The organism is Acidovorax sp. 99 (assembly GCF_003096455.1).
GTDB lineage: Bacteria > Pseudomonadota > Gammaproteobacteria > Burkholderiales > Burkholderiaceae_C > Acidovorax > Acidovorax delafieldii.
Window position 1 is genome coordinate 2,111,736 of record NZ_QEKU01000001.1, and the last position, 25,886, is coordinate 2,137,621.

Below are 25,886 nucleotides of genomic sequence, written 5' to 3' on the forward strand. Positions count from 1 at the left end.
GCATCCGTACTTTCCCGAGGAACTGCCATCCATGCCCCACGCCAAAGTGGCAACCCGCCGCCGCAGCGCCACCCCCATCGCCGCAGCGCCGTCTTCTGCACCCGCTGCCAAACAGGTCAAGCTGGCCAAGCCGGTCAAAAAAACCGCGAAGGTTGACTCGGCCCCACCCGCCCCTGCGCCAGCCCCGACCGCTGCGGCGTCTCCCTGGCCCCCGGTGTCGCACCGCGAGCGCCAGCGCGAGGCCAAGCGCAATGCCGTGCTGCAGGCGGCGGCCCAGTTGTTCAACGAGCGCGGCTTTCACGCCACCTCGCTCGACGACATCGCCGCGCGCCTGAACGTGACCAAGCCCACGCTGTACTACTACGTGAAGAACAAGGACGAGATCCTGCTGCAGTGCGTGAGCAAGGGCCTCACGATGATGCTGGAGGGGATTGATGCCTCGCGTGCAGCGGGCGGCAAGGCCATTGACCAGCTCATGACCTGCATGCAGGTGTACGCGCGCATCGTCACCATGGACTTCGGCATGTGCCTGATCCGCGTGGGCGACGAGCAGCTGCCCCCCGAAAGCCGCAAGGAGCTGCGCCGCCTCAAGTCCGCCATCGACCAGGAATTTCGCCGCCTGGTGGCCGAGGGCGTGGCCGAAGGATCGCTGCAGCCCTGCGACCCGAAGATGACAGCCTTTGTGATTGCTGGCGCCCTGAGCTGGATCGGCCGCTGGTACCAGCCCGATGGCGAATACACGCCCGAGCAGGTGGCGCAGCAGTGCATTGCGACGCTGTGTGATGGGGTGCTGCGGCGGCCTGCGCAGGCCCCGGTTTCAGCCGCGGACACGGGTGCCGCGCCAGCGTCCGCACCCCGCCGCAAAACGGCAGTTGGCAAGGTCAAGGCTCCAGCGCGTTTGGGGGGTGCCTGACGGGCCTGCCCACACAGATTTCAAAGAAAAACCGCTCCAAGCGCTAGTGGAACATGCGCAAGCAGCTATTGATTTGGTAGCGTTTTGCGCGATGCCCGGGGGGCGTGTTGTTCTGTCTGCCCCGCTGCCAGGTCGTCCAGGATGGGGCAGTCCGGCCGGTCGTTGCCTTGGCAGCAGGACACCAGCGTTTGCAGGCTGCGCTGCATGGCCTGCATCTGGGCGATGCGTTCGCTCAGGTCGTCAATATGCTGCTGCGCGATGCGTTTGACCTGGCTGCTGGCGCGGCCGCGGTCGTGCCACAGGCCCAGCAGTTCGGCGATTTCTTCCATCGAAAAGCCGAGGTCGCGGCTGCGGCGGATGAAGTGCAGGGCGTGCACGTCGGCCTCGGTGTACTGGCGGTAGCCGCTGTCGGTGCGCGCCACGCCGTTGATGAGGCCCAGCGATTCGTAGTGCCGCACCATGCGCGCCGAGATGCCTGCGCGCTTGGCAGCGACGCCGATGGGCACGGGCCAGGTGGTGGCGCGGGGTGCAGCGGCCTTGGCGCGCGCGGTTGGCGTTACATGCGAGGCATGGGGGGAGTGGGGCGTGGTCATGGTGTGGCCCTCGCTGGGTGCATGGTGGCGCGGCGCTCAGGCCGCGACGGTGTAGCCTTCTTCGGCAATGGCGGCGGCCAGGGCCTCGCGGGGGGCGGTGCTGTCCACGTCCACCTTGCCGCTGGCGCGGTCGATGCGCACCTGGGCGTTGGGATCTATCTGCTGCACGGCCTGGGTGACGGCGCGTTCGCAGTGGCCGCAGGTCATGCCCTGTACTTGGAAGGTGGTGGTGTTGGTTGCCATGGTGTGTCCTTGTTGGGTTTGGAAATGTGGCCGTGGATGCGACCGAAGCGAATGTTGAAGCTTGACATCGTGGCAGAGTCAAACATCGCTCAAGACACTCATGATGTGAGGGTTGATCAATATCAATGCTTGACCTTGCCATCACGTCAAGGATCAGCATCCCGGCCATGAACACCATCACCACCCCCCTCAACACCGCGCCCGGGTCTGTGCACTCGCTGGACCTGGGCATTTCTGGCATGACCTGCGCAAGCTGCGTGGGCCGTGTGGAGCGCGCGCTGCGCAAGGTGCCGGGCGTGCAGGAGGCCTCGGTCAATCTGGCGACCGAGTCTGCGCGCATTGCCTTTGTCACGCAGGTAGGCGCTGACGCCGCGGCCATGGAGGCGGTCCTGCGCCGCGCGGTGCGCAATGCGGGCTACGAGCCGCGTGCGGCGGGGCAGGAGGATGCTCCGGAGGACTTGTCGCCCTGGGCCGGCTTTTTACCCGTGGGTATTGGCCTGCTGCTGTCGGCGCCGCTGGTGCTGCCCATGATCGGTGACCTGTTCGGCCAGCGCTGGATGCTGCCCGCCTGGGTGCAGTTTGTGCTGGCCACGCCGGTGCAGTTCATCCTGGGGGCGCGGTTTTACAAGGCGGGCTGGCATGCGGCCAAGGCGCTGAGTGGCAACATGGACTTGCTGGTGGCGCTGGGCACCAGTGCGGGCTGGGGCTTGTCGATGTGGCTGTGGCTCACGGCGCCCTCAGACCACCCGGGGCATGTGCCGCATCTGTACTTCGAGGCCTCGGCCGTGGTGGTCACGCTGGTGCTGCTGGGCAAGTGGCTGGAGGCGCGCGCCAAGCGCCAGACCACGGCCGCCATCCGCGCGCTGCATGCGCTGCGGCCGGATGTGGTTCATTTGCTCACCAAGCAGGGCGAGGTGGATGTGCCGGTGTCTGAGGTGCTGGTGGGCGATCAATTGGTGGTGCGGCCTGGCGAGCGCATCCCCGTCGATGGCACGGTGCACGAGGGCCACACGCAGGTGGATGAATCGATGCTGACCGGCGAGCCCCTGCCGGTGGCGCGCGACGTGGGCGCGGCGCTGACGGGCGGCTCGATCAACGGCGATGGCCGCATCGTGATGGCGGTGACGGCCGTGGGTGCCGAGACGGTGCTGGCCCAGATCATCCGGCTGGTGGAAGACGCGCAGGCCGCCAAGGCGCCCATCCAGCGGCTGGTGGACCAGGTGTCGGCCATTTTTGTGCCGGTGGTGCTGGTGGTGGCGCTGGTGACCCTGGCGGGCTGGCTGGCCATGGGCGCGGGGCTGGAGGCGGCGCTGATCCACGCCGTGGCCGTGATGGTGATTGCCTGCCCCTGTGCGCTCGGGCTGGCCACGCCCGCGGCCATCATGGCGGGCACGGGCGTGGCGGCTAAACACGGCATCCTGATCAAGGACGTGCAGGCGCTGGAGCTGGCGCACAAGGTGGACACGGTGGCCTTTGACAAGACCGGCACGCTGACCGTGGGCCAGCCCCGGCTGACAGCGTTTGAGGTGGTGCCAGGCTTCGACGATGCGGCCGTGATGGCGGCGGTGGCTGCGGTGCAAAGCGGCAGCGAACACCCGCTGGCGCGTGCCGTGGTGGCGGCTGCGGGCGAGCGGCAGATCAGCGTGGCCACCGCGCAGGACGTGCGCGCTGTGCCCGGGCGCGGCACCGAGGGCGAGGTGGACGGCCAGAGCTACCTGGTGGGCAGCCTGCGCTGGATGCAGGAGCTGGGGGTGGCACTGGGCCCGTTGTCAGACCGCGCGGAGGCGTTGCAACGCGAAGGCGCCACGGTGTCCGCCGTGGCCCAGCGGGTCACAGAAGGGTTGGCATTGCGCGCGGTGATGGCCTTTGGCGACGAACCCAAGCCGGGCGCGCGCGAGGCGCTGGCGGCGCTCAAGGCGCGCGGCATTCGCACCGTGATGGTGTCGGGCGACAACCGGGGCGCGGCCGAGGCCATGGCCCGGCGCCTGGGGCTGGACCCGGCCGCGGGCGAGGTGATGGCCGAGGTGCTGCCGGGCGACAAGGCCGCCAAGGTGGCGGCGCTGCAACAGGGCAGCGATGGCAAGCACCATGAGCGCCGCCGGGCCGCCCCAAGGCGCGAAAGCCCCCTCGGGGGGCAGCGACCCAGCGCAGCGGCGGAGCGTGGGGGCCATATTGTGGCGATGGTGGGCGACGGCGTTAACGATGCCCCCGCGCTGGCGGCGGCCGATGTGGGCATGGCCATGGGCAACGGGACTGATGTGGCCATACACGCAGCGGGCATCACGCTGATGCGCGGCGACCCGATGCTGGTGGCGGCGGCGCTGGATATTTCGCACCGCACGGTGATGAAGATCCGCCAGAACCTGTTTTGGGCGTTTGCATACAACGTGGCGGGCATTCCGCTGGCGGCGCTGGGTTACCTGAACCCGGTGGTGGCGGGCGCGGCCATGGCGCTCAGCTCGGTCAGCGTGATGGCGAATGCCCTTCTACTCAAGCGGTGGCGCATGTGATAAATACGTACAGCACGGTCATCGATGTCTGGCAAACTGCAACGATTTGTTGCGAATCCGTGGCCTCGGGGGAGGTGCGGTCACCGCATTGGCATAGCTATATCAAGGACGACAGATCATGAATCTCTTCTCGCTCATGCGGCAGTTCACCATACGTTTGCGCATGTTGGGTGCCATTGGCGTGGTGCTGGGCCTGCTGGGGTTGCTGGGAGGCGCGGGCATGCTGGGCATGTTCCGCATCCACAACATGAGCCAGGACTTCATGGACCACTCGTTCGCCAACGTGGGCTACATGGCCGAGCTGCGGGGCGAAATGGGTGCCATCCGCCAGTTCGAGAAGGACATGATTATTGGCTACGAGAAGCCCGAAGCCGTGAAGGCCGCGTACGCCAAGTGGGTGGAGAGCCAGGACAAGGCCAAGAAGATTGCCAACAAGTTCCTGGAAGGCGAGGAGGACTCTGACAACCCGGTGGTGCGCAACATCGTCAAGCGCCTGGACAGCTACCGCGAGCTGTTCGCGCACGTGGCGCGCCAGCTGGAGGCGGGTGGCTATGACACCGCCACCATTGCCAACCGCATGAGCGGCAAGGCCGTGGCGGAGTTTGCCGAGGCCGACAAGCTGATGGCCGAGCTGGACTCGGTGCTGCGCGCCGAGGTGGCCAAGTCCGTGGCGCAGCAAAGCGAAGTGTCCAACCAGACCAAGTGGCTATTTGTACTGGCGGTGCTGATCACCGTCGTGGTGGTGGTGCCCACCACGCTCATGAACATGAACTCCATTTGCAAGCCGCTGGAAGACGCACGCAAGATGGCCCAGGCGATTGCGGGCGGCGACCTGTCGCAGCACATTGCTGCCGAGGGCAAGGACGAAGTGGCCGATTTGCAGCGCGCGCTGCGCGACATGCAGCAGGGCCTGAGTGCGCTGGTGGCGCAGGTGCGCGATGCCAGCGGCAACATCGCCACGGCCAGCCAGGAGATCGCCACGGGCAACCAGGACCTGTCGCAGCGCACCGAGCAGACGGCCAGCAACGCGCAGGAGGCCGTGTCCTCGCTGTCGCAGCTCACGTCCACGGTGCAGCAGACGGCGTCGTCGTCGCAGATGGCGAACCAGCTGGCCGCGTCGGCCTCGCAGATGGCGACACAGGGTGGTGGCGTGGTGCAGCAGGCCGTGGCCAGCATGCACGAGATCTCGACATCGAGCCGCAAGATCGGCGACATCATCGGCCTGATCGACTCCATTGCCTTCCAGACCAATATCCTGGCGCTGAACGCGGCCGTGGAAGCGGCCCGCGCAGGCGAGCAGGGCCGGGGCTTTGCGGTGGTGGCCAGCGAGGTGCGCAGCCTGGCGCAGCGCAGTGCGGCGGCGGCCAGCGACATCAAGGGCCTGATCCAGAGCAGCGTGACGGCCGTGGATGGCGGCGTGCGCCACGTGGAAGAAGCGGGCACGGCCATGAAGGACATCGTGAGCAGCGTGCAGCGCGTGGGCGACATCATTGGCGAGATCACGGCCGCAGCGTCCGAGCAATCGGCCGGCATCGGCCAGGTGAACAGCTCCGTGGGCGAGATCGACCGCATGACGCAGCAGAACGCGGCGCTGGTGGAAGAGTCCGCCGCAGCCGCCGAGTCGCTGCGCGAGCAGGCCGCGCGCCTGTCGCACGTGGTGCAGCAGTTCCGCCTGGCCGAATCGGCCGCCGGCTACGGCCACGGCGGTGCCGTGGCCGCACCGTATGCAGGGCCGCAAACCCAGGCGCTGGCAACAGGCGCCGCGCAGGCGCGCCTGACGCACTGACCACACCAGGCCTTTTCTTCCGATGAGCCCCGCAGGCCTGGTCTGCGGGGCTTTTTTGTGGGCAGAGCTGCCCGGCGGTTTATTGACCTGCGTCATGGGCGCACCCGTGCGCGCGTGGCACCCTTGGGGCCTTGTTGAACCTGGGGAGTGCGCCATGCCGTCGATCAGTCTGCGAACCATTCGCGAAGAGCATGCGTCGCTCGCGGCGGTGCTGCACTCGCTGCGCCTGATGCTGGACCAGGGCCCGGGCGACGAGCCCGCCGCGTTCTTTGACGTGATGCGGGCGATGCTGTTCTACATCGACGAGTTTCCCGAGCGCCAGCACCACCCCAAGGAGTCGCAGTGGCTGTTCCCCAGGGTGGCCGAGCGCTCGCCCCAGGCGGCCGAGGCCATCGCCCAGCTGGAGCGTGACCATGAGGGCGGCGAGGCCGCCGTGCGCGAACTGCAGCACCTGCTGCTGGGCTGGGAGCTGATGGGCGATGCGCGCCGCGAGGCGTTTGCGCTGGCACTGGAGCGCTACATCCGCTTTTACCTGGAGCACATGCGCCTGGAAGAAACCGTGGTGCTGCCCGCCGCCCAGGAGACCCTGCAGCCGGGCGATTGGACTGCCATCGACGCGGCCTTTGCCAGCAACACCAACCCGCTGGCCCCGGGCAAGCCGCGCGACGCGGCCTATGACCGGCTCTTCACCCGCATCGTCATGCGGGCGCCCAGTCCGATCGGGCTCGGCTCACCCTCCTGAGCGACTGCGCCGCTTGGTGCTGACTGCGGCAGGCGACTGCTGGCTCGCGCAGCGGCAGCTGCAACCGGTGCGGCCCCATGGGGCCGTTCCGGCGCGGTGCGGACTCAGGCGCTGAGCGCCGGGTAGTCCGTGTACCCCTCGGCCCCGCCGCCGTACAGCGTGGCGCGGTTCACCTCGTTGAGCGGGGCGTTGGCTTTCAGGCGCGCCACCAGGTCGGGGTTGGCGATGAAGGGGCGTCCAAAGGCCACGATGTCGGCACCGTTGGCCAGGGCGGCATCGGCCAGTTCGCGCGTGTAGGCGTTGTTGACCATCCATGCGCCCTTGCCACCCGCTGCGCGGTAGGCGGCCTTGAGGGCGGCGTAGTCAAACGGGCGGCCTTCCACTTCGCGCGGGCCACCGGTGGCGCCTTCGATCACGTGGATGTAGGCAAGGCCCAGGGGCGCCAGCTGGCGCACCACATGGTCGAACAGTGGCTGCGGATCGGCGTCCACGATGTCGTTGGCTGGGGTGACGGGCGACAGGCGGATGCCGGTGCGGCCGCCGCCGATTTCCTCGACGATGGCGCGGGTCACTTCCAGCAGCAGGCGCGCGCGGTTGGCGATGCTGCCGCCGTAGTCGTCGGTGCGCTGGTTGGCACCGGTCTTGAGGAACTGGTCGATCAGGTAGCCGTTGGCTGCGTGGATTTCCACACCGTCAAAGCCCGACGCAATGGCGTTGCGCGCGGCGTGGCGGTAGTCCTGCACGATGCCGGGGATCTCTTCGGCATCGAGTGCGCGGGGCATCGAGGTGGGTGTGAAGGTGGGCACGCCGTCTTTGATGAGCACGGTCTTGGTGTTGGCCTGCACGGCCGAGGGTGCGACGGGAGCGGCGTTGCCGGGTTGCAAGTCGGTGTGCGAGACACGGCCCACATGCCACAGCTGCACCACGATCTTGCCGCCGGCATCGTGCACGGCGCGGGTGACCTTCTTCCAGCCGTCCAGCTGCTCGGTGCCGTACAGGCCGGGCACATCGGCATAGCCCTGGGCTTGCGGGCTGATGGCTGTGGCCTCGGAAATGATGAGACCGGCACTGGCGCGCTGCGCGTAGTAGGTGGCGACCAGGTCGGTGGGGATGGCCTCGGGCGAGCGGTTGCGCGTGAGCGGCGCCATGGCGATGCGGTTGGCCAGCTGGAGGTCGCCCGCGCGGGTGGGTTCAAACAAAGAGGTCATGGTGAGAAGTCCTGGAGAAAGGCGATGTGCCAAAAAAGCAGGCCTGCAGCTTAATGCTGCAGCGCAAAACGTGCAGCACACTCGCGTCAACAAGGGCTCCGGTTTTGTGTTAGCCGAGTCGCTCAAGCCCGTCACGTCCGCAGCATCGTGGCCGTTGCATGAGAATGAAAGGCCATGCCCTTGCTATCGCCCCCCGCACCGTTCCCTGTCTCCCCGTTGCGCAGCCTGTGGCTCGCCGTGGCCTTGTCGATGGGCGCCGCCATCTCGCTGGGCATCACGCGGTTTGCCTATGCCCTGTTGCTGCCGCCCATGCGCGAAGACCTGGGCTGGTCGTACACGCTGGCCGGGGGCATGAACACGGCGAACGCGCTGGGCTATCTGCTGGGCGCTCTGGCCACACCCTGGCTGTTGCGGCGCGCAGCCCCTGGGGCAGTGCTGCTGGTGGGCGCGGTGATGGCCACGGTGTTCATGGGCCTGAGCGGGTTTTTTACGCAGGCAACGCCCTTGTTGGCGCAGCGCCTGCTGGCTGGTGGGGCCAGTGCGCTGGTGTTCATTGCCGGGGGCTTGCTCGCGGCGCGGCTGGGTGCGCAGGTGCCGGGGCGCAGTGGCTTGCTGCTGGGCCTGTACTACGGCGGCACGGGCTGGGGCATCAGCCTGTCGGCGCTGTTGGTGCCTGCGGTGCTCGCAGCGGCCCCAGCACCGCACAGTTGGACCTGGGCCTGGTGGGCTTTGGCGCTGGCCTGTGTGGCGGCCACGGTGGCATTGCTGTGGCCGGCGCGGGTGTTGAACGGGCTGGCTGCACCCGTGGCCGCCGCGTCCGGGACCCCACCGGAGGCTGCAGTGCCCGACCGCGTGCGCTGGCGGGCCCTGGCCCCTGCGCTGCTGGGTTACGGCCTGTTTGGCGTGGGCTATATCGGCTACATGACCTTTGTGGTGGCGCTGCTGCGCGAGCAGGGCCGGGGTGCGGGCGAGGTGACGCTGTTCTACGCCTTGCTGGGGCTGGCCGTAGTGCTGTCGTCGCGCATCTGGGCCGGGCTGCTGGATCGCAGCCGGGGCGGAGAGGCCCTGGCGCGCCTGAATGCGCTGCTGGGCGTGGCCACCATCCTGCCCGCCATCACGGGCGCGTGGCCGGTGGTGTTGGCCTCGGGGCTGCTGTTTGGCGGGGTGTTTTTGTCGGTGGTGGCATCGACCACGGCGCTGGTGCGGCACAACCTGCCGCAGGCGCTGTGGGCCAGCGGCATCAGCGCGTTCACCATCGTGTTTGCGGCCGGGCAGATCGTGGGGCCCACGGTGGTGGGCTGGATCGCCGACGGGCCTGGAGGCCTGGCGCGCGGGCTGGTGTTCTCGGCCTGCGCGTTGTGGGTGGGGGCGCTGGTGGCGTGGCGGCAGAAGCCGCTGTAGCACACAGGGGTTTTGGCCGCGCGTCGAGCTACGTGCTCCCAATCGATACTGGCGGGGCCTAGGCCAGGAACGCCGAGCAAGGGCCGCCCCGCAGCGCCTCAGGGGAGTGTCCCTATTTCAGCAGGCCTTCGGCCTTCATGGCCGCCTGCACTGCGGGGCGGGCACCCACGCGTTCACGGTAGGCCGCCAGGTTGGCCAGGCCGGAGATGTCGAGCTTGGTGGGCTGGGTCCAGTTGGTCACGGTGAACAGGTAGCCGTCGGCCACGGTGAACTGATCGCCCATCAGGTACTGCTTGCCGGCGAGCTGGCCATCCACCCACTGCAGGCGTTGCAGCAGGCGCTCGCGCACCATGGGCTTGTATTCCTCGGGGGTGGCGGGGTTGAACAGGGGGCTGAAGCCCTTGTGCAGCTCGGTGCCGATGAAGGTCAGCCACTCTTGCAGGCGGTAGCGCGCCAGGGTGCCGTTGGCGGGGGCGAGCTGCTTGTCGGGCACTTGGTCGGCAATGTATTGCACGATGGCCGGGCCTTCGCGCAGGCGCTCGCCGTTGTCCAGCTCCAGCACGGGCACGTAGCCCAGCGCATTGATGGTGTAGTAGTCGGTGCCGTCCTGCAGCTTGTGGCTCTTGGTGCTGGCCAGCACGGGGGTGTAGGCCAGGCCGGCCTCTTGCAGGGCGATGTGGGGGGACAGGGAGCAGGCGCCGGGGGAGTAGTAGAGCTTCATGGATCGGTCCTTGAAAACGGTCGGAAACCGCCGATCCTATGCGCTGCGCCGGATTCTTGCAGGCGCCGGGGCGCAACCCCGGCGCCCGCCGCGTGGTGCAGCGGGGACGGGTCTCGTCAGCTGTCGTATCCAGGCAGGTCGCGCTGCACCTTGCGCAGCAGCGCGGGCCAGGCAAAGGCGCCGCCCAGGCCGCCGGTCTGCACGCGCATGGCCTGGGCCACGCCGGTCACGATCTGCGGGTTCACCTGCGTCAGTTCGCCCCCGGCCTGCGCGTCGATCTGGATGCGGCAGGTGTTCTCGAAGGTGTACATGGACAGGAAGGCGTCGGCAATGGTCTTGCCCACCGTCAGCAGCCCGTGGTTGCGCAGCATGAGGAAGTTGGCTTCGCCCAGGTCGGCCTGCAGGCGCGGCTTTTCTTCGTCGCGGAAGGCCACGCCTTCGTACTCGTGGTACGCCAGCGAGCCCAGCACAAACGTGCTTTGCTGGCTGATGGGCAGCACGCCGCCCTTTTGCGCGCTGACGGCCACGCCGGCGCGCGTGTGGGTGTGCAGCACGCAGCCCGCCTCGGGCCGGGCCTCGTGCACGGCGCTGTGGATCACGAACCCGGCAGGGTTCACGGGGAAGGGCGAGTCGTGCAGCTTGTTGCACAGCATGTCCACCTTGATCAGGCTCGACGCCGTGATCTCGTCGAACATGAGGCCATAGGGGTTGATGAGGAAATGGTGCTCGCCCGGGCCTGACACCGACTCGGGCAGCTTGGCGCTGATGTGGGTGAAGACCAGGTCGCTCCAGCCGTACAGCGCGACGAGCCGGTAGCACGCGGCCAGGTCGCAGCGCAGCTGCCATTCTTCAGGGCTGACGCTGCCTTGCAGCGAGGGGATGTTGAGCATGGGTGGGTGTCTCCGGTGTTGTGGGTGGGAAGACACCACTGTAGGGCGGGGCGGTGGCCGGGTCTGTCAGGCAGGCTACACCCGCGGCCATGTGTCGGGTGCCTTTTGCTTCATTATTGATAGCAAAAGAGGCATGACTCACTAGCGCTATCGGCCATTTGGACGCGAATTTCTGGTGCACGGCGCCCGCAGCGGGCCCTACGGGCCGATGTCCCCTTCACCGGCCCGTACCCCTCATCTGCTAGCGCTCAGCCGGCCTGCGGGATCGGGGCGCGCATGCCCGCGTTCAGCAGGTTCCAGGCGTTGATGACGGCGATGGCAAAGCCCAGGTCGGAAATCTCGGCGTCGGAGAACAGGGCCTTCAGCTTGGCGTATTCGTCATCGCTCGCGTCGCTGTGGGGCGTGGCTGTGATGATCTCGGCCCAGCGGAAGGCGGCGCGTTCGCGTTCGCTGAAGAACGGCGCCTCCCGCCAGCCGGCCACGGCGTTGAGGTGGCGCGGGTCGGCGCCGTCCTTGACGAGCGCGCTCCAGTGCATGTCCATGCAGTAGGCGCAGCCGTTGATCTGCGAAACGCGCAGGAACACCAGCTCGGCCAGCCGGGTGCCCAGCGGGCCTTTCTTGATGGTTTCAGAGACGTTGACCAGGCCCATGAAGGCCTTGGACGACAGTTGGTGGTAGGGCAGGCGGGCGCTGTGTTGCGACATGGAAATCTCCTGGGTGATGGCAAAGGGTTGTTGATGACGGTGGTGAAAGACGGCGCTGGTGCGGGGCCTTGTGGCGATGTCGCCATGTGGCTGCATTGCCGTCTTCCATACCCATCAAGACGCTGCGCCGTGCCGGGTTGTGACAGGAGGCGTTTGTTTTTTCTCCCCAGGCGCGCTTGCCGGGGCCGCCTGCGCAGCGGTTCGCGCGAGCAGCGCTGTGCCCGTGTCTTTACAGCGGCAGCGTGGCGGGGATGCCCGCCAGCTTGTCCGGGTTGCGCACCGCGTAGATGGCCACGATGCGCTCGCCATCGGTCACAAACGCCTGGGCCGACTCGATGCGCCCGTCCACGTAGCGCAGCAGGCCCGGCTCGCCATTGATGAGCGCCATGCGGTAGACCACCTGTGCGCCCAGGCGCCGGAACAGCGCCCAGTACAGGTTGGTGATGCGAAACGGCCCCACCAGCGGCTTGGGGAACGATGGCACCACACCGCCGCCATCGCCGATGAGCTGGGCGTCTTCGCTCAGCAGCGCCTCGATGGCGTGGCGGTCACCGCTCTGGGCGGCTTTCATGAAGCGTTGCAGCAACTGGTGGTGCACCGCCTGCGGCACCTCGAAGCGGGTGCGCGCCTGCTGCACACGCTCGCTGGCGCGGTGCACCATCTGGCGGCAACTGGCCTCGGTCTTGCCCAGCTGGGCGGCGATCTCCGGGTAGTCGTAGTCGAACACCTGGCGCAGCAAGAAGGCCGCGCGCTCCTCCGGCCCCAGCCGCTCCAGCACGTACAGAAAGGCCACCGACAGCTCGCCCGCCAGCTCGGCGGCCGACTCGGGCGTGTGCGCGTCCAGCTCCACCAGCGGCTCGGGCAGCCACCAGCCCACATAGGCCTCGCGCTCGGCCTTGAGCGCGCGCAGCCGGTCAATGGACAGCCGCGTGACGATGGTCACCAGCCAGGCCTCGGCCGACTGCAGGGTGCTGGCGTCGGTGCGGCTCCAGCGCAGCCAGGCATCCTGCAGCACATCCTCGGCATCGGCCCGCACGCCCAGCATGCGGTAGGCAATGCCAAAGAGGCGAGGGCGCAGGGTGGTGAAGGGGTCGGTGGTGGTCATGGCAATGGCGGCGTTGGAGTGCTTCAGTGAAGCACAGACGGCGCATACCTGCAGTTTGTGACAGCCTCGCTTGCAACTACTATTTTGATAGCTGCTGGCGCATGTGGCACTGCGCTTGAGGTCACTTTGGGGCTTGAAACACCTGCATTGCTTCTCGGGGCCCCGCAAGACCGGCTATGAGCGCGGGGCCGGTTGCGTGAGCGATTCCAGCTGCGACAGGTAGTGCAGGGCCTGCGCCTGGTTGCTGCCGCACATCTCGGCAGAGGGCATCAGCCCTGCGCACACCGCCGGGCGCTCGGGTCGGCCAAAGATGCGGCAGCGCGCATCGTCCCCCAGCTGAATGCAGCGCACCCCGGCCGGTTTGCCCTGGGGCATGCCGGGGATGGGCGAGCTGATGGAGGGGGCGGTGCAGCAGGCGCCGCAACCGGGGCGGCAGTCCACGGGCGGGCCGCCTTATTGACCGCCAGCAGGCTGCAGGCGGCTGGCACCCCACAGCACTTGGTCCACCACGGCACGCACGCGGTCGCGGTGGGCTGGCTGGATGAGGTTGCCGCTGTCGTCAAACGCGCTGCCTGCCGAGCCCAGGGCAAACGCCTTGGGTGCCAGCCAGCATTCCGCATTGATCAGCAGGGGAGCCAGGTGGCTCTGCGAGCGCAGGCCGCCCAGGGCGCCGGGCGAAGCGCTCAGCATGCCCACGACCTTGCCGCGAAAACTCTTGCCGCCGTCTTGCCAGTCCGGGTTGCCCTTGACGGGGCTGGAGGCCCAGTCGATGGTGTTCTTGAGCAGGGCGGTGTAGCTGCCGTTGTACTCGGGCGAGCAGATGATCCAGGCCGGGTGCTGCCAGAGGATTTCCTTGAGCCGGATCACGTCGGCAGGCGTGCCCTGCGCTTCGAGGTCAGCGTTGTACAGCGGGATGTTGAAGTCCGACAGCTCCATCAGCGTGACGCTGGCCCCTGCATCGCGCGCGATGGCAGCGGTGGCGTGGGCCAGTTTGCGGTTGAAGGATTGCTGGCGGGTGCTGCCCGCGAAGATGAGAAGTTGGGTAGTCATGCGGGCCATTGAAGCACAAAGCCGCGGCAGGAATACTGCAAGCTGCCGCCCTCCGGCGTGTGGGGGCGGGCGCTTGTTTCACGTGGAACATCCGCCCAATGCAGCAGGAGCTGGTAGCGCTGCGGATGGGTGGCGCAACCGCTGTCACCAGGGCTTTGCACAAAAAGCATGCAAAGGTGGGAAAATCGTGGGTTTCCCCTTGCACCCTTGCCGCCCCGATGGGCTGGTGAATGATGCATCCCGCCCTAGTGCGACTCGCCCTCGTTGGGCCGTCGCAGGAGGGCGGGCGGTTTTGAATGTCGGGCCCTCCGGGCCCCGGAGCACCCCCATGTTGTACCCCCAGGAATTTGATGTGATCGTTGTCGGCGGTGGCCATGCAGGCACCGAGGCCGCGCTGGCCGCTGCCCGTATGGGCAGCAAAACGCTGCTGCTGACCCACAACATTGAGACCCTGGGGCAGATGAGTTGCAACCCCAGCATTGGGGGCATCGGCAAGGGCCACTTGGTGAAAGAGGTGGACGCGCTGGGTGGCGCCATGGCGCTGGCCACGGACGAGGGCGGCATCCAGTTCCGCATCCTCAACAGCAGCAAGGGCCCTGCGGTGCGTGCTACGCGGGCACAGGCCGATCGCATTCTGTACAAGGCCGCCATCCGCCGCATGCTGGAGAACCAGCCCAACCTCTGGCTGTTCCAGCAGGCGGTAGACGACCTGATGGTGGAAGGTGACCGGGTGGTGGGCGCGGTGACGCAGGTGGGCATCCGCTTCCGCAGCCGCACGGTGGTGCTGACGGCGGGTACCTTCCTGGACGGCAAGATCCATGTGGGTTTGAATAACTACGCCGCGGGCCGGGCGGGGGACCCTCCCGCCGTGTCGCTGTCGGCGCGCCTCAAGGAGCTGAAGCTGCCCCAAGGGCGCCTGAAGACGGGGACGCCGCCGCGCATTGACGGGCGCAGCATCGACTTCAGCAAGTGCACCGAGCAGCCCGGCGACGGCATGCCCGGCGGCGTGAACGAGGGCACGGTGCCTGTGTTCAGCTTCATGGGCAACGCGCAGATGCATCCCCAGCAAGTGCCCTGCTGGATCACCCACACTAATGAGCGCACACACGAGATCATCCGCAGCGGCTTTGACCGCAGCCCCATGTTCACCGGCAAGATCGAAGGCGTGGGCCCGCGCTACTGCCCGAGTGTGGAAGACAAGATCAACCGCTTTGCCGACAAGGACAGCCACCAGATCTTCCTGGAGCCCGAGGGCCTGACCACACACGAGTTCTACCCCAACGGCATCAGCACCAGCCTGCCGTTCGACATCCAGTACGACCTGGTGCGCAGCATGCCTGGGCTGGAAAACGCGCACATCCTGCGCCCCGGCTACGCCATCGAGTACGACTACTTCGACCCGCGCTCGCTCAAGAGCAGCTTCGAGACACGGCAGATCCAGGGCCTGTTCTTTGCCGGGCAGATCAACGGCACCACGGGCTACGAAGAGGCGGCGGCCCAGGGCCTGTTTGCGGGTATCAACGCCGCGTTGCAATGCCGGGGCGACGCGCCTTGGCTGCCTGGCCGCGACGAGGCCTACCTGGGCGTGCTGGTGGACGACCTGATCACCAAGGGCGTGACCGAGCCCTACCGCATGTTCACCAGCCGGGCCGAGTTCCGCCTGCAGCTGCGCGAGGACAACGCAGACATGCGCCTGACCGAAGTGGGGCGCCAGATGGGCCTGGTGGACGATGCACGCTGGGATGCGTTCAGCCGCAAGCGCGATGCAGTTTCACGTGAAACAGAGCGGCTGAAGGCCACCTGGGTGAACCCGCGCAACCTGCCTGCCGCCGAATCCGAGCGCGTGCTGGGCAAGAGTATTGAGCACGAGTACAACCTGTTCGAGCTGCTGCGCCGCCCCGATGTGAGCTACGCCAACCTGATGTCGATGGACTGCGGCAAGTACGCAACCACCGATGTTTCACGTGAAACTCTGGGCGACTTGAGCGAGCCGGTGGTGGAACAGGTGGAGATCGCCGCCAAGTACGCGGGCTACATCAACCGCCAGAAGGATGAAGTGGAACGCGCCGCACACTTTGAAAAGCTGCGCCTGCCGCCCGACCTGGACTACATGCAGGTCACGGCCCTGAGCATCGAGGCGCGCCAGGTGCTCAGCCGCCACCGGCCCGAGACCCTGGGCCATGCCTCGCGCATCACCGGCATCACGCCCGCGTCGATCTCGCTGCTGATGGTGCATCTGAAGAAGGGCGGGTTCAAGGAGTTTGCGGTGGCCCCGGCAGCGCCCGCCAAGGCAGAAGGCGAAGTGACGGCATGACGATGGTGGTGAACAGCAACAATGACAGCCTGCGTCAGCAATTGCAAGCCGGGGCCGATGCCCTGGCGCTGGGCCTGAGCGATGCGCAGGTTTCCCTGCTGATGGACTTCCTGGCGCTGCTGCAGAAGTGGAACAAGGTCTACAACCTGACCGCCGTGCGCGACCCGCAGGAGATGATGACGCACCACCTGTTGGACAGCCTGGCCGCCGTGGCGCCGCTGCGCAGGCATGTGGCAGGCCTGCAGCAGGGCGGGGTGGCGGCGGTGAAGCTGCTGGATGTGGGATCGGGCGGCGGCCTGCCCGGCGTGGTGTTCGCGATCTGCTGCCCGGATGTCGATGTGAGTTGCGTAGACACCGTGGGCAAGAAGGCCGCGTTCATCCAGCAGGCGGCGGTGGCGCTCAAGTTGCGCAACCTGCATGGCGTGCACGCACGGGTTGAGACGTTGAGCACGCCGTTCGACCTCATCAGCTGCCGCGCATTTGCCTCGTTGCCAGACTTTGTGACCTGGTCGCGCAGCGCACTGGCCGCGCCCCACGGGGTGTGGCTGGCCATGAAGGGCAAACACCCCGAGGACGAAATCGCCGCGCTGCCTGCGGATGTGGCGGTGTTTCACGTGGAACAGCTCACGGTACCCGGCCTGGACGCCGAGCGCTGCATCGTCTGGATGAAGCCCGCCTGATGGCCTTGGCGCTGCGGCGCCGACTTTTCGACAGCCAGGGCAGGGGGCTCGCGTAAACTCGGCTGCTCACCCGGGTGCCTCTTTTGACCGCACCCTCCCCGCGCACCAGGAGAAACCATGTTCGGCATCGCAGACTACGGCGCTTTTGTCGCTGCCATTGTGTTGTTTCTGCTCATCCCAGGTCCGGGCAATCTGGCGCTCATCACTTCCACCAGCAAGGGCGGTATTCGCGGCGGTATGGCTGCCACCATGGGCGTGATTGCGGGCGACCAGGTGTTGATGTGGGCTGCGGTGGCCGGTGTGGCCACGCTGCTGGCCACCTACCCGGCGGCTTTCAACGCCGTGCAGTGGCTGGGCGCGGCCTACCTTGCGTGGCTGGGCTTCAAGATGGTCACGGCCAAGCCGGGCGCCCAGCCCATCCTGAACATCGAGCCGCGCCACTACTTCAAGCAGGCCGGGCTCATCACCTTGCTCAACCCCAAGGCCATCGTGTTTTACATGGCGTTCTTTCCGCTGTTTGTCGACCCGGCCCGGCACCAGGGCATGCTGACCTTTGGCGTGATGGCGGCCACGGTGGCGGCACTGACGTTTCTCTATGGCCTGATCGCCGTGCTGCTCACGCATCACCTGGCCGAGCGCATGCGCGCCAACCCGCGCATCGGCCGCGCGCTGGAAAAAGTCGCGGGCGTCTTCCTGATCGGCTTTGGCATCAAGCTGGCCATCTCCAAATAACACCACACGAACTGCAGCACCCACATGGCCAAGATTTTTTGCGTTGCCAATCAAAAGGGTGGGGTGGGCAAGACCACCACCACCGTCAACCTTGCCGCTGGCCTGGCCAAGATCGGCCAGCGCGTGCTGATGGTGGACCTGGACCCGCAGGGCAACGCCACCATGGGCTCGGGCGTGGACAAGCGCAGCCTCGACCTCACGGTTTACGACGTGCTGCTCGAATCCGCCTCGGTGAAAGAGGCGGCCGTGCTGTCGGACAAGTGTGGCTACTGGGTGCTGGGCGCCAACCGCGAACTGGCCGGGGCCGAGGTGGAGCTGGTGACTTTGGAGCACCGCGAAAAGCGCCTCAAATCCGCGCTGGCGGAGGCCGATGGTGACTACGACTTCGTGCTGATCGACTGCCCTCCGTCGCTGTCGATGCTCACTCTCAACGGCCTGTGCAGCGCCCACGGCGTGATCGTGCCCATGCAGTGCGAGTACTTCGCGCTGGAAGGCCTGACCGACCTGGTCAACACCATCAAGCAGGTGCACGCCAACCTCAATGCCGACCTGCAGATCATCGGCCTGCTGCGCGTGATGTTCGACCCGCGCATCACCTTGCAGCAGCAGGTGAGCGACCAGCTCAAGGGCCATTTTGGCGACAAGGTGTTCAACAGCGTGATCCCGCGCAACGTGCGCCTGGCCGAGGCGCCCAGCTACGGGCTGCCCGGTGTGGTGTTCGACCCGGCCGCCAAGGGCAGCCAGGCCTTTGTGGAGTTTGCCGAGGAGATGGTTGCGCGTGTGAAAACCATGCCCCCAGCCGCAGCCTCCATGGCCAAAATGGCCGCAGGCGCTTGAATGATATGCGCTGCTAGCTATTAAATTGATAGTAATGAAAGCCTCCAACATCCTGCTGCTGCCCGGCTGGCAGAACTCTGGCCCCGACCACTGGCAAAGCCGCTGGGAGGCTGCGCATGGCTACCAGCGCGTGGAGCAGCACGACTGGATGCGCCCGCTGCGCGGCGACTGGTCTGCGCGCCTGGAAGAGACCGTGGCCGATGCCGACGGCCCGGTGGTATTGGCGGCGCACAGCCTGGGCTGCATCCTGACGGCCTGGTGGGCGGCACACACCCGCCATGCGGCCAAGGTGCGCGGCGCGCTGCTGGTGGCGCCGGGCGATGTGGAGCGGCCGGACCTGGCCGCGCAGATCCACGGCTGGGCGCCCATTGCGCGCCAGCCGCTGCCGTTCCCGGCCGTGCTGGTGGGCAGCCGCAACGACCCGTACTGCAGCTTCGAGCGTGCCGAGGGGCTGGCGCAGGCCTGGGGTGCGCGGTTTGTGGACTATGGCGAGCGCGGGCACATCAATGCCGAATCCGGGCTGGGCGACTGGGAAGAGGGGCGGGGCTGGCTGCTGCAGCTCGCCACTCCGGCATGAGCCGCTGGGTTTTTTGGCGCAAGCGCCCGCCGGTGATGGCGGACGGCGCTGTCTCTCCACCTCGGCGGGTCACGGCTGACTTCTACTGGCTTGGCGACGCCTTGCAGGTGGTGCTTGCCTGGCTGCTGCCCAGCAGCGCGGTGGTGGTGGGCGCGCTGGGGCAGTTCATGCTGGCCCTCGTGCTGCTCGCGGTGGCCTTCGGTGTGTGGTTGCGCCTGTGGCGCAGTCGCAAGCGGCGCCGCGTGGCGAGCCGCTCCGCACTGTGACGTTTTGAACCCTGGCCAACGACCCATGACCAAGATCAGCCTGTCTGCCCTTGCCGACCAACTGCCCCGCGCCTGGAACTCCACGGTGGTGGGCCGCGCTGCGGGTGCCAACCTCAAGGTGCTGCGCATGGATGACGCGGCCTACCCCGACGAGTCGCACGACTTTGACGAAGCCCTGCTGGTGCTGGACGGCTGCATGCGCCTGGACCTGCAAGGGCAGGTCACCGAGGTGAACGCGGGCGAGGTGTTCATCGTGCCCGCAGGCGTGCCCCACGCCGTGGCGCCCGGCAGCCGCGGCACGCTGGTCATCATCGACCGCTGATTCTTCCCCCTTTCCTTTTTCCTTTCGCGAGACGCATTTCATGGTCACCAAAAAACCCAAGGGCCTCGGCCGAGGCCTGGAAGCCCTGCTGGGCCCCAAGGTCGAAGACAAAGTGGAGCAGGCCCAGGCCGCCGAAGCGGGTCTGCCCAGCAGCCTGCCGCTGTCCGAACTGGTGCCGGGGGTGTACCAGCCGCGCACGCGCATGGACGAGGGCGCGCTGTACGAGCTGGCCGAGTCCATCAAGGCCCAGGGCATCATGCAGCCCATCCTGGTGCGGCGCCTCACGGGCGGGGAGCACGCGGGCAAGTACGAAATCATTGCGGGCGAGCGGCGCTTTCGGGCCTCGCGCCTGGCAGGCTTGGCCGAGGTGCCGGTGCTGGTGCGCGATGTGCCGGACGAGTCGGCCGCCGCCATGGCGCTCATCGAAAACATCCAGCGCGAAGACCTCAACCCCCTGGAAGAAGCCCAGGGCCTGCAGCGCCTGGTCAAGGAGTTTGGCCTCACGCACGAGCTGGCCGCACAGGCCGTGGGCCGCTCGCGCAGCGCGGCCAGCAACCTGCTGCGCCTGTTGAACCTGGCCGAGCCGGTGCAGACCATGCTGATGGCGGGCGACATCGACATGGGCCATGCGCGTGCACTGCTGTCGCTGGACCGCGCCGCACAGATCACGGCGGGCAACCAGATCGCGGCCAAGAAACTGTCGGTGCGCGAGGCCGAGGCGCTGGTCAAGAAGATCGGCGCCGAGTTCAGTCTGGTGCCACAAAAGCCCCAGAAGGAAAAGTCGCGCGACTTGAAGCGTGTGGAAGAAGAGCTGTCGGACCTGCTGATGGCCGAGGTCGAGGTGCGTGTGAAAAAACGCGTCAAGCGCAACGGCCGGGTGGAGGACATGGGCGAGCTGGCGATCCAGTTCGGGTCGCTGGAGGCGCTCAACGGGCTGATCGACCGCCTGCGCGGCTGACCCGCTCGTCGCTCCGGGGCGCGGCGTTGTCGCCGCGCAAGATGGCGTGAAATAGCGCACAGAAACGGTTTCCACAAGTAACTTGCACGGGCAAAATGCGTCCTTGCGGGGCCTACACTGCGCTGCGTTCAACACACCCGGGTTGACCGCAAGGCCTCTTCACAGGGCGGCGATAAAGCCGCTTTGCGGCCCACGATGGTTTGCCGGGTGATCCACGTATCTCCTGGAGCAGACCCGATGACAACCCCTTTGCGCTATCTGACCCCCGCCTGCCTGGCCGCCGGCCTGTGCATTGCCAGCCTGGGTGCCCAGGCCCAAAACACCAAGGCCCCCAAGGTGCAGCTGTGGATGGACCTGTCCACCGGCACCATGGCCGGCATGCCCGAGATGGACAGCCTGCCCGGTGGCGGCGGCATGCTCGGCGGCCTCATGGGGGGCATGGGCGGCGGCGCAGCGCCGGGCATGGGGAGCGGCAGCAACATGTCATACGGCAACGCACGCGCCATGTCCATCATGCCGCCGCGGGTCATCGACATCGCCTTGCACAACAGCCTGCGCCCCGGCGTAGAAGCCAGCCAGTCCATCCCGCCCGGCATGCGCATGGGCGAGTCCCTGCCGCTGATCCCCCCGCGCGCCCAGCCCACCCAGACCGAGCCGGGCGAAGTGCCCCGTGAGTACCAGCAACAGCAGCCCAAGGGCCGCATCCTGCTGTACTGGGGCTGCGGTAGCGCGGTGCGTGCGGGCCAGCCCCGCGTCATCGATCTGGCGCGTGCCAAGCCCTCCGACTACGCCCAGGCCTTTGCAGGCCGTGCTGTGCCCGACCGGGGCCCGCGCGTGGGCCCGGCCTATGCGCTGTACCCCAACGAACGCAACCAGGTCAGCCTGTCGCGGGACAGCTCGGTGGTGGGCGAGCACCAGGTGCGGGGCGACGGCGTGCCTGCCTCGATGAAGTTCACGCTGGGCGCGGCGCAGGACCTGATGCCCGCCATCGACCTGCGCACCACCGGCAAGCCGCAGGACAGCATGGGCACCAGCTGGCAGCCGGTGCGCAATGCGCGCGCCTACTACCTGCACGCCATGTCGCAAAGCGGGGACGACCTCATCATGTGGTCCAGCGCCGAGACGCCGGACACCGGCATGGGCCTGTTCGACTACCTCTCGCCCGCCACCATCGACCGCTGGCTCAAGGAGCGCGTGCTGCTACAGCCCGAGACTACCCAATGCGCCATCCCGCAGGGCATCTTTGCGGGTGGCGGGCGCGATGCCACGCCCATGTTGCGCATGATGGCCTACGGTGGCGAGAGCCACATCGTGTACCCACCCCGCCCGGCCGACCCCAAGGCTGCGTGGGAGCCTGAATGGTCGGTGCGCGTGCGCGTGAAGTCGCACACCATGGCGATGCTGGGTGAAGAGATGCAGGGGCGCCGTGGTGGCATGGGCGCGGCACCCGGCGCACCGTCGGGCGGCACAGGCGCTTACTCCAGCGGCATGGGCGGTGCACCCGCAGGCCAGCCGCCTGCGGGCGACGGCGGCACGGACTCGGGCAATGTGGTCAACCCCGTCAATCTGCTGCGCGGCATTTTTGGCCGCTGAGAACGGAGAACCATGCTCGCCCTGCGCATGCCCTGGCCCCTGCCCGCACTGGCGGCGTGGGCGTGCGCGTGGCTGATCTTTGTGGCGCTGCAGCGCGCCGTTCCACCGGTGGCCGCCTTGCTGGTGGCCTGCCTGCTGGGCACGGCTGCCAGTGTGCTGGGCGACAGCTGGTGGCGGCGCGGGCTGATTGCCGCCGGGTTCCCGTTGTCGCTGGCGCTGCTCGGGGCGGCCAGCCTGCCCACCTGGGCGTGGTTGGTGCCGCTGTCGCTGTTGCTGCTGGTCTACCCGCTCAATGCGTGGCGCGATGCGCCCCTGTTCCCCACGCCGCGCCACGCGCTGCAGTCTCTGGCCGTGCAGGCGCCGCTGCCTTTGGGTGCGCGGGTGCTCGACGCAGGCTGTGGCCTGGGCGATGGCCTCAAGGCCTTGCGCCATGCCTACCCTGCCGCCCAGCTCGACGGGCTGGAGTGGAGCTGGCCGCTGCGCCTGCTGTGCGCCCTGCGCTGCCCCTGGGCGCGGGTGCAGCGTGCCGACATGTGGAAGGCCGACTGGAGCGCCTACCAGATGGTGTACCTGTTCCAGCGGCCCGAGAGCATGGCCCGCGCGGCCGCCAAGGCCCAGGCCGAGCTGGCGACCGGCGCGTGGCTGGTGAGCCTGGAGTTCGCGGTGCCTGGCTGGCTGCCCAGCGCCCAGCTGCGCGCGCCCGGCGGGCGGGTGGTGTGGCTGTACCGCATGCCGCGCCAGCAGCAGGAGGAATGACATGCACACCATGGTCCCACTGTGCCGGTCCCTGTGTCCGTCTGTGTCACGGGCCCCACACGGTTACAGAAAAGATACAAGCTTTTGCTACATTGCGCGGCTGGCTACAACCCCATACACAACAACCAAGAAACTCACAGCCAGAGGGGGCCGCACACAGCACGTATCCGCGCCGGGAGGGGGCGCACGGGCTGCCAGCACCCGCCTTGACCGGACTTCCACCACGCACGCCGTATTCACAGCACCCTCCCTCTGGCGGGGCTGTTGCACGGCTGCGCGTGGTAAGCGCGGGGTGTTTCTGGTGAGCAACCGACCGATCTGCAAGGAGCATCCATGACCGCCCACCCACCCCGTTTCCGTCCGCGCCTGCTATGGGCCCTGGCACTGAGCGCGGCCCTCACCGGCTGCGCCACCATGCAGAGCCATGACAAGCTGGCCACCGACATGCAAACCGCGGGGCGCAGTGGCGGCATCCCCGCCGCGCTGGCCAGCCTGGAGAGCACGGCCAAGACCGAAGAAGAAAAAACGGCGCTGCTCTTTAACATGGAGCGCGGCGAGCTGCTGCGCATGGACCGCCGCTACCCCGACAGCACGAACGCCTTCCTGCTGGCCGACAACCGCGTCAAGGAGTGGGAAGAGACCGCCAAGACCAACCCCTCCAAGCTGATGGGCACCGTGGGCGCGGCCCTGGTGAGCGAGCGCCTGAAGGTCTATGAAGGCCAGGATTACGAAAAGGTGTGGCTGACCACGCGTCTGGCGCTCAACCGCATGGCCGTGGGCGATTTTGAGAACGCCCGTGTGGACATCAAGCGCACGCACGAGCGCGAAGCCATCATTGCCGAGTTCCGCGCCAAGGAAACCCTGGCGGCCGAAGAAGAAGCCAAGTCCAAAGGGGCATCTTCGGGCGGCAAGGAGCTGAATGGCTACCCCGTCGAGACGCTCAACGACCCCGAGGTGCTGGCGCTCAAGAACGGCTACTCCAACGCGCTGAGCCACTACCTGGCCGGCTTTCTCTACGAAATGCTCAACGAGCCCGGCCTGGCCGCGCCAGGCTACCGCAAGGCCATCGAGCTCAAGCCCGACACCCCCGTGCTCGAAGAAGGCCTGCGCGGCCTGGACAACCGCACCGGCTTCACCTGGAAGCGCCGCCAGCGCATGACCGACGTGCTCTTTATCGTCGAAGCCGGTGACGCGCCTGCACGCAAGCCCAAGGCCTTCACCCTCCCCGTGCCCACCGGCCGGGGCCTTGTCACCGCCAGCATTTCGTACCCCGTGATCGAGCCCTCCAAGGACGCGCCCCTGACGGTGGTGTCGGCCGCCGGCACCGACCTCAAGCTCGAAAAAGTGGTGGACGTGAACGTGATGGCCCGCCGTGCGCTCAAGGACGAGATGCCCGGCATGGTGCTGCGTGGCTTCACCCGCGCTGTGGCCAAGGGCGTGCTGCAGAACGAACTGCAAAAGCGTGGCGGCCTCATCGGCGGCCTGATTGGCGCCGCAGCCTCGGTGGCCACCGAGCAGGCCGACGACCGCATGTGGCGCATGCTGCCCGGCCGCGTGTATGTGGCCCGTGGCTACCTGCCCCCTGGCGAACACACCGTCTCCATCAACGGCCGCCAGTTGCCCCAGCCGATCAAGATCGACGGCCAGTACGCCCTGGTGCCCCTGCGCATGTATGACAACAGCGTGCTGATCGGCGACGTGGCCATGCTGGGCCAGCTGCCCACGGTGGCGGCGGCACCCCAGCCGGCCCCTGCAGCCGCTGCTGCGGCGCCCGCCGCTCCGGTGCGCACCACCAACAACAACCGCGCCCGCACCGTCCCGTCGTCCACCGTCAAGCCCACGGCCGCCCAGCCCGCTGCGGCCGCCAAGAACTGACCCCTGTTTCTGACCCCATTCAAGGAGCCTTCGGCATGAGAAACCGTTTTGTCCCCGCCGCGATCCCCACCGTGCTGTGCGCGGGCCTGATCGCCCTGGCCACCAACGCCAGCGCCCAGCTGCATGACCCCGCCACACCGCTGGCCGTGGCCGCCAAGGTGGCTCTGCGTGGCGAGGCCAACAGCATCGCCGTGCGCGAGATGCGCATCGTGCGCAAGAACGACATCCTGGTGGTGCAGGCCGACATGTCCAACATGGGCCGCACCGACCGCACCGTGTTCTACCGCTTCAAGTGGCTGGACAACGTGGGCAACCAGGTGGGCGACGGCGAGTCCTGGAAGCAGATGACCGTGCTGGGCCTGGGCCAGCAGACCGTCAAGAGCGTGGCGCCCACCAGCGCCGCCGTGGACCTGCGCCTGGAAATGAATGTGGAGCCGCGCTGATCGCGCCGCGCCAATCCCTGTTTGAGTGAGGAGTAAAACCATGACAACCAAGAACCGCATCCAGCGCAGCGCGCTGATCCTGGCCTTTGCGGCCAGCACCCTGGCCCTGTCGGCCTGCCAGAACCTGTCGTCGCCCACCGTGCGTTTTGACCGCCAGGTCAATTACGGTGATGCTAAGGCCGTCGAGCTGGTGACCAACGAATTCGGCTCCACCGACCTGCAGATGATTGCCGAGAAGATGACTGGCGGCCTGCTCGAAACCGGCATCTTCCAGGGCCGCCCCACGGTGACCATTTCCACCGTCAAGAACAAGACCAGCGAGTACATCGACACCACCAACGTGATGAACTCGATCCAGACCGCGCTGGTCAAGTCGGGCAAGGTGCGCTTTGTGCGCTCCATCAACGAGATGCAGGCCGGTGTGGACGAGCTGCAGCGCCAGAACCAGAGCGGCCTGTACAAGCAGGGCACCACCGCCAAGGTCGGCCAGATGACCGCCGCCAAGTACAGCATGGAAGGCGAGCTGACCAGCATCGTCAAGCAGAACAACACGACCAAGGACGTGTACTACAAGTTCACGCTGAAGCTGTTTGATGTGCAGGAAGGCACGATCGAATGGCAGGACGAGAAAGAAATCAGAAAGACCAGCAAGCGCTGATCTGCCCCA

The 25,886-nt window shown here is 67.3% G+C and carries 27 protein-coding genes; 18 read left to right on the top strand and 9 right to left on the bottom strand.

The genetic code is table 11. The features are described 5' to 3' along the window. Positions 1-31 precede the first annotated feature (31 nt). Positions 32-913 carry a TetR/AcrR family transcriptional regulator gene (locus C8C95_RS09900; RefSeq protein ID WP_243415670.1) on the top strand — a complete coding sequence of 294 codons (882 nt, stop codon included), beginning with the start codon at positions 32-34 and terminating at the stop codon, positions 911-913. 65 nt (positions 914-978) lie between these two features. Here the strand turns inward: C8C95_RS09900 and cueR are convergent, their stop codons facing one another. Together cueR and C8C95_RS09910 are read right to left on the bottom strand one after the other, a co-directional pair. Further along, positions 979-1,506, bottom strand: coding sequence for a Cu(I)-responsive transcriptional regulator (gene cueR / locus C8C95_RS09905; RefSeq protein WP_243415671.1), 528 nt, complete (start codon positions 1,504-1,506; stop codon positions 979-981). A gap of 36 nt (positions 1,507-1,542) precedes the next feature. After that, complete coding sequence (locus C8C95_RS09910; protein WP_116748470.1) at positions 1,543-1,749, bottom strand: cation transporter; 207 nt, start codon at positions 1,747-1,749, stop codon at positions 1,543-1,545. 167 nt (positions 1,750-1,916) lie between these two features. Between C8C95_RS09910 and C8C95_RS09915 the strand changes: the two genes are divergently transcribed. The 3 genes from C8C95_RS09915 (at position 1,917) to C8C95_RS09925 (ending at position 6,787) form a co-directional block, all read left to right on the top strand. Then, the gene (locus tag C8C95_RS09915) at positions 1,917-4,259 is read left to right on the top strand and encodes a heavy metal translocating P-type ATPase (protein ID WP_116748471.1); all 2,343 of its coding nucleotides are present in this window, start codon (positions 1,917-1,919) and stop codon (positions 4,257-4,259) included. 118 nt (positions 4,260-4,377) lie between these two features. After that, the gene (locus tag C8C95_RS09920; RefSeq protein WP_116748472.1) at positions 4,378-6,045 is read left to right on the top strand and encodes a methyl-accepting chemotaxis protein; all 1,668 of its coding nucleotides are present in this window, start codon (positions 4,378-4,380) and stop codon (positions 6,043-6,045) included. 154 nt (positions 6,046-6,199) lie between these two features. Continuing rightward, positions 6,200-6,787, top strand: a complete 588-nt coding sequence (locus C8C95_RS09925) for a hemerythrin domain-containing protein (RefSeq protein WP_056056944.1) — start codon at positions 6,200-6,202, stop codon at positions 6,785-6,787. A gap of 104 nt (positions 6,788-6,891) precedes the next feature. Here C8C95_RS09925 and C8C95_RS09930 read toward each other — a convergent pair whose 3' ends face one another. Further along, the gene (locus C8C95_RS09930; protein WP_110960607.1) at positions 6,892-7,995 is read right to left on the bottom strand and encodes an alkene reductase; all 1,104 of its coding nucleotides are present in this window, start codon (positions 7,993-7,995) and stop codon (positions 6,892-6,894) included. A 174-nt stretch (positions 7,996-8,169) separates the two neighbouring features. Between C8C95_RS09930 and C8C95_RS09935 the strand changes: the two genes are divergently transcribed. Then, positions 8,170-9,396, top strand: coding sequence for a YbfB/YjiJ family MFS transporter (locus tag C8C95_RS09935; protein ID WP_116748473.1), 1,227 nt, complete (start codon positions 8,170-8,172; stop codon positions 9,394-9,396). A 112-nt stretch (positions 9,397-9,508) separates the two neighbouring features. On the opposite strand, the gene gstA is transcribed toward C8C95_RS09935, so the two are convergent. From gstA to C8C95_RS09965, 6 genes are all read right to left on the bottom strand, one after another. Next, entirely contained in the window at positions 9,509-10,117 is a 609-nt protein-coding gene (gene gstA / locus C8C95_RS09940; protein WP_056056950.1) for a glutathione transferase GstA, read from the bottom strand. A gap of 116 nt (positions 10,118-10,233) precedes the next feature. Further along, entirely contained in the window at positions 10,234-11,007 is a 774-nt protein-coding gene (locus C8C95_RS09945; protein ID WP_056056952.1) for a class II aldolase/adducin family protein, read from the bottom strand. Positions 11,008-11,255: 248 nt separating this feature from the next. Next, positions 11,256-11,711, bottom strand: coding sequence for a carboxymuconolactone decarboxylase family protein (locus tag C8C95_RS09950; RefSeq protein WP_015011913.1), 456 nt, complete (start codon positions 11,709-11,711; stop codon positions 11,256-11,258). Between the two features lie 229 nt (positions 11,712-11,940). Next, positions 11,941-12,816: an RNA polymerase sigma-70 factor gene (locus C8C95_RS09955; protein ID WP_116748474.1), complete on the bottom strand. Its 876-nt coding sequence runs from the start codon at positions 12,814-12,816 to the stop codon at positions 11,941-11,943. A 174-nt stretch (positions 12,817-12,990) separates the two neighbouring features. Next, positions 12,991-13,257, bottom strand: coding sequence for a YkgJ family cysteine cluster protein (locus C8C95_RS09960; protein ID WP_116748475.1), 267 nt, complete (start codon positions 13,255-13,257; stop codon positions 12,991-12,993). A 12-nt stretch (positions 13,258-13,269) separates the two neighbouring features. Then, on the bottom strand, positions 13,270-13,866 hold the full coding sequence (locus C8C95_RS09965) for an NAD(P)H-dependent oxidoreductase (RefSeq protein ID WP_015011916.1): 597 nt from the start codon (positions 13,864-13,866) through the stop codon (positions 13,270-13,272). Positions 13,867-14,194: 328 nt separating this feature from the next. On the opposite strand from C8C95_RS09965, the gene mnmG reads away from it, so the two are divergent. The 13 genes from mnmG (at position 14,195) to lpoB (ending at position 25,877) form a co-directional block, all read left to right on the top strand. Continuing rightward, entirely contained in the window at positions 14,195-16,180 is a 1,986-nt protein-coding gene (mnmG, locus tag C8C95_RS09970) for a tRNA uridine-5-carboxymethylaminomethyl(34) synthesis enzyme MnmG (protein ID WP_116748476.1), read from the top strand. Then, positions 16,177-16,860: a 16S rRNA (guanine(527)-N(7))-methyltransferase RsmG gene (gene rsmG / locus C8C95_RS09975; RefSeq protein ID WP_165836528.1), complete on the top strand. Its 684-nt coding sequence runs from the start codon at positions 16,177-16,179 to the stop codon at positions 16,858-16,860. Before mnmG ends, rsmG begins: the two co-directional genes overlap by 4 nt. A 117-nt stretch (positions 16,861-16,977) precedes the next feature. After that, positions 16,978-17,592 carry a LysE family transporter gene (locus C8C95_RS09980; RefSeq protein ID WP_116748478.1) on the top strand — a complete coding sequence of 205 codons (615 nt, stop codon included), beginning with the start codon at positions 16,978-16,980 and terminating at the stop codon, positions 17,590-17,592. A gap of 24 nt (positions 17,593-17,616) precedes the next feature. Continuing rightward, positions 17,617-18,429, top strand: coding sequence for an AAA family ATPase (locus C8C95_RS09985; RefSeq protein ID WP_116748479.1), 813 nt, complete (start codon positions 17,617-17,619; stop codon positions 18,427-18,429). A 34-nt stretch (positions 18,430-18,463) separates the two neighbouring features. Continuing rightward, positions 18,464-19,006, top strand: coding sequence for an alpha/beta fold hydrolase (locus C8C95_RS09990; protein ID WP_116748480.1), 543 nt, complete (start codon positions 18,464-18,466; stop codon positions 19,004-19,006). After that, positions 19,003-19,272, top strand: a complete 270-nt coding sequence (locus tag C8C95_RS09995; protein ID WP_116748481.1) for a hypothetical protein — start codon at positions 19,003-19,005, stop codon at positions 19,270-19,272. The genes C8C95_RS09990 and C8C95_RS09995 overlap by 4 nt, the downstream gene beginning before the upstream one ends. 25 nt (positions 19,273-19,297) lie before the next feature. Continuing rightward, on the top strand, positions 19,298-19,594 hold the full coding sequence (locus tag C8C95_RS10000) for a cupin domain-containing protein (RefSeq protein WP_116748482.1): 297 nt from the start codon (positions 19,298-19,300) through the stop codon (positions 19,592-19,594). A 40-nt stretch (positions 19,595-19,634) separates the two neighbouring features. After that, the gene (locus C8C95_RS10005) at positions 19,635-20,552 is read left to right on the top strand and encodes a ParB/RepB/Spo0J family partition protein (RefSeq protein ID WP_110960593.1); all 918 of its coding nucleotides are present in this window, start codon (positions 19,635-19,637) and stop codon (positions 20,550-20,552) included. A 237-nt stretch (positions 20,553-20,789) separates the two neighbouring features. Further along, positions 20,790-22,145, top strand: coding sequence for a hypothetical protein (locus tag C8C95_RS10010; RefSeq protein WP_116748483.1), 1,356 nt, complete (start codon positions 20,790-20,792; stop codon positions 22,143-22,145). 12 nt (positions 22,146-22,157) lie between these two features. Beyond that, the gene (locus tag C8C95_RS10015; RefSeq protein ID WP_116748484.1) at positions 22,158-22,901 is read left to right on the top strand and encodes a class I SAM-dependent methyltransferase; all 744 of its coding nucleotides are present in this window, start codon (positions 22,158-22,160) and stop codon (positions 22,899-22,901) included. A 333-nt stretch (positions 22,902-23,234) separates the two neighbouring features. Further along, a complete protein-coding gene (locus tag C8C95_RS10020) occupies positions 23,235-24,776 on the top strand; it encodes a hypothetical protein (protein WP_116748485.1) in 1,542 nt (513 codons plus the stop codon). Between the two features lie 35 nt (positions 24,777-24,811). Next, a complete protein-coding gene (locus C8C95_RS10025) occupies positions 24,812-25,219 on the top strand; it encodes a YcfL family protein (protein WP_116748486.1) in 408 nt (135 codons plus the stop codon). A 40-nt stretch (positions 25,220-25,259) separates the two neighbouring features. Beyond that, positions 25,260-25,877, top strand: a complete 618-nt coding sequence (gene lpoB, locus C8C95_RS10030) for a penicillin-binding protein activator LpoB (protein WP_110960591.1) — start codon at positions 25,260-25,262, stop codon at positions 25,875-25,877. Positions 25,878-25,886 lie beyond the last annotated feature (9 nt).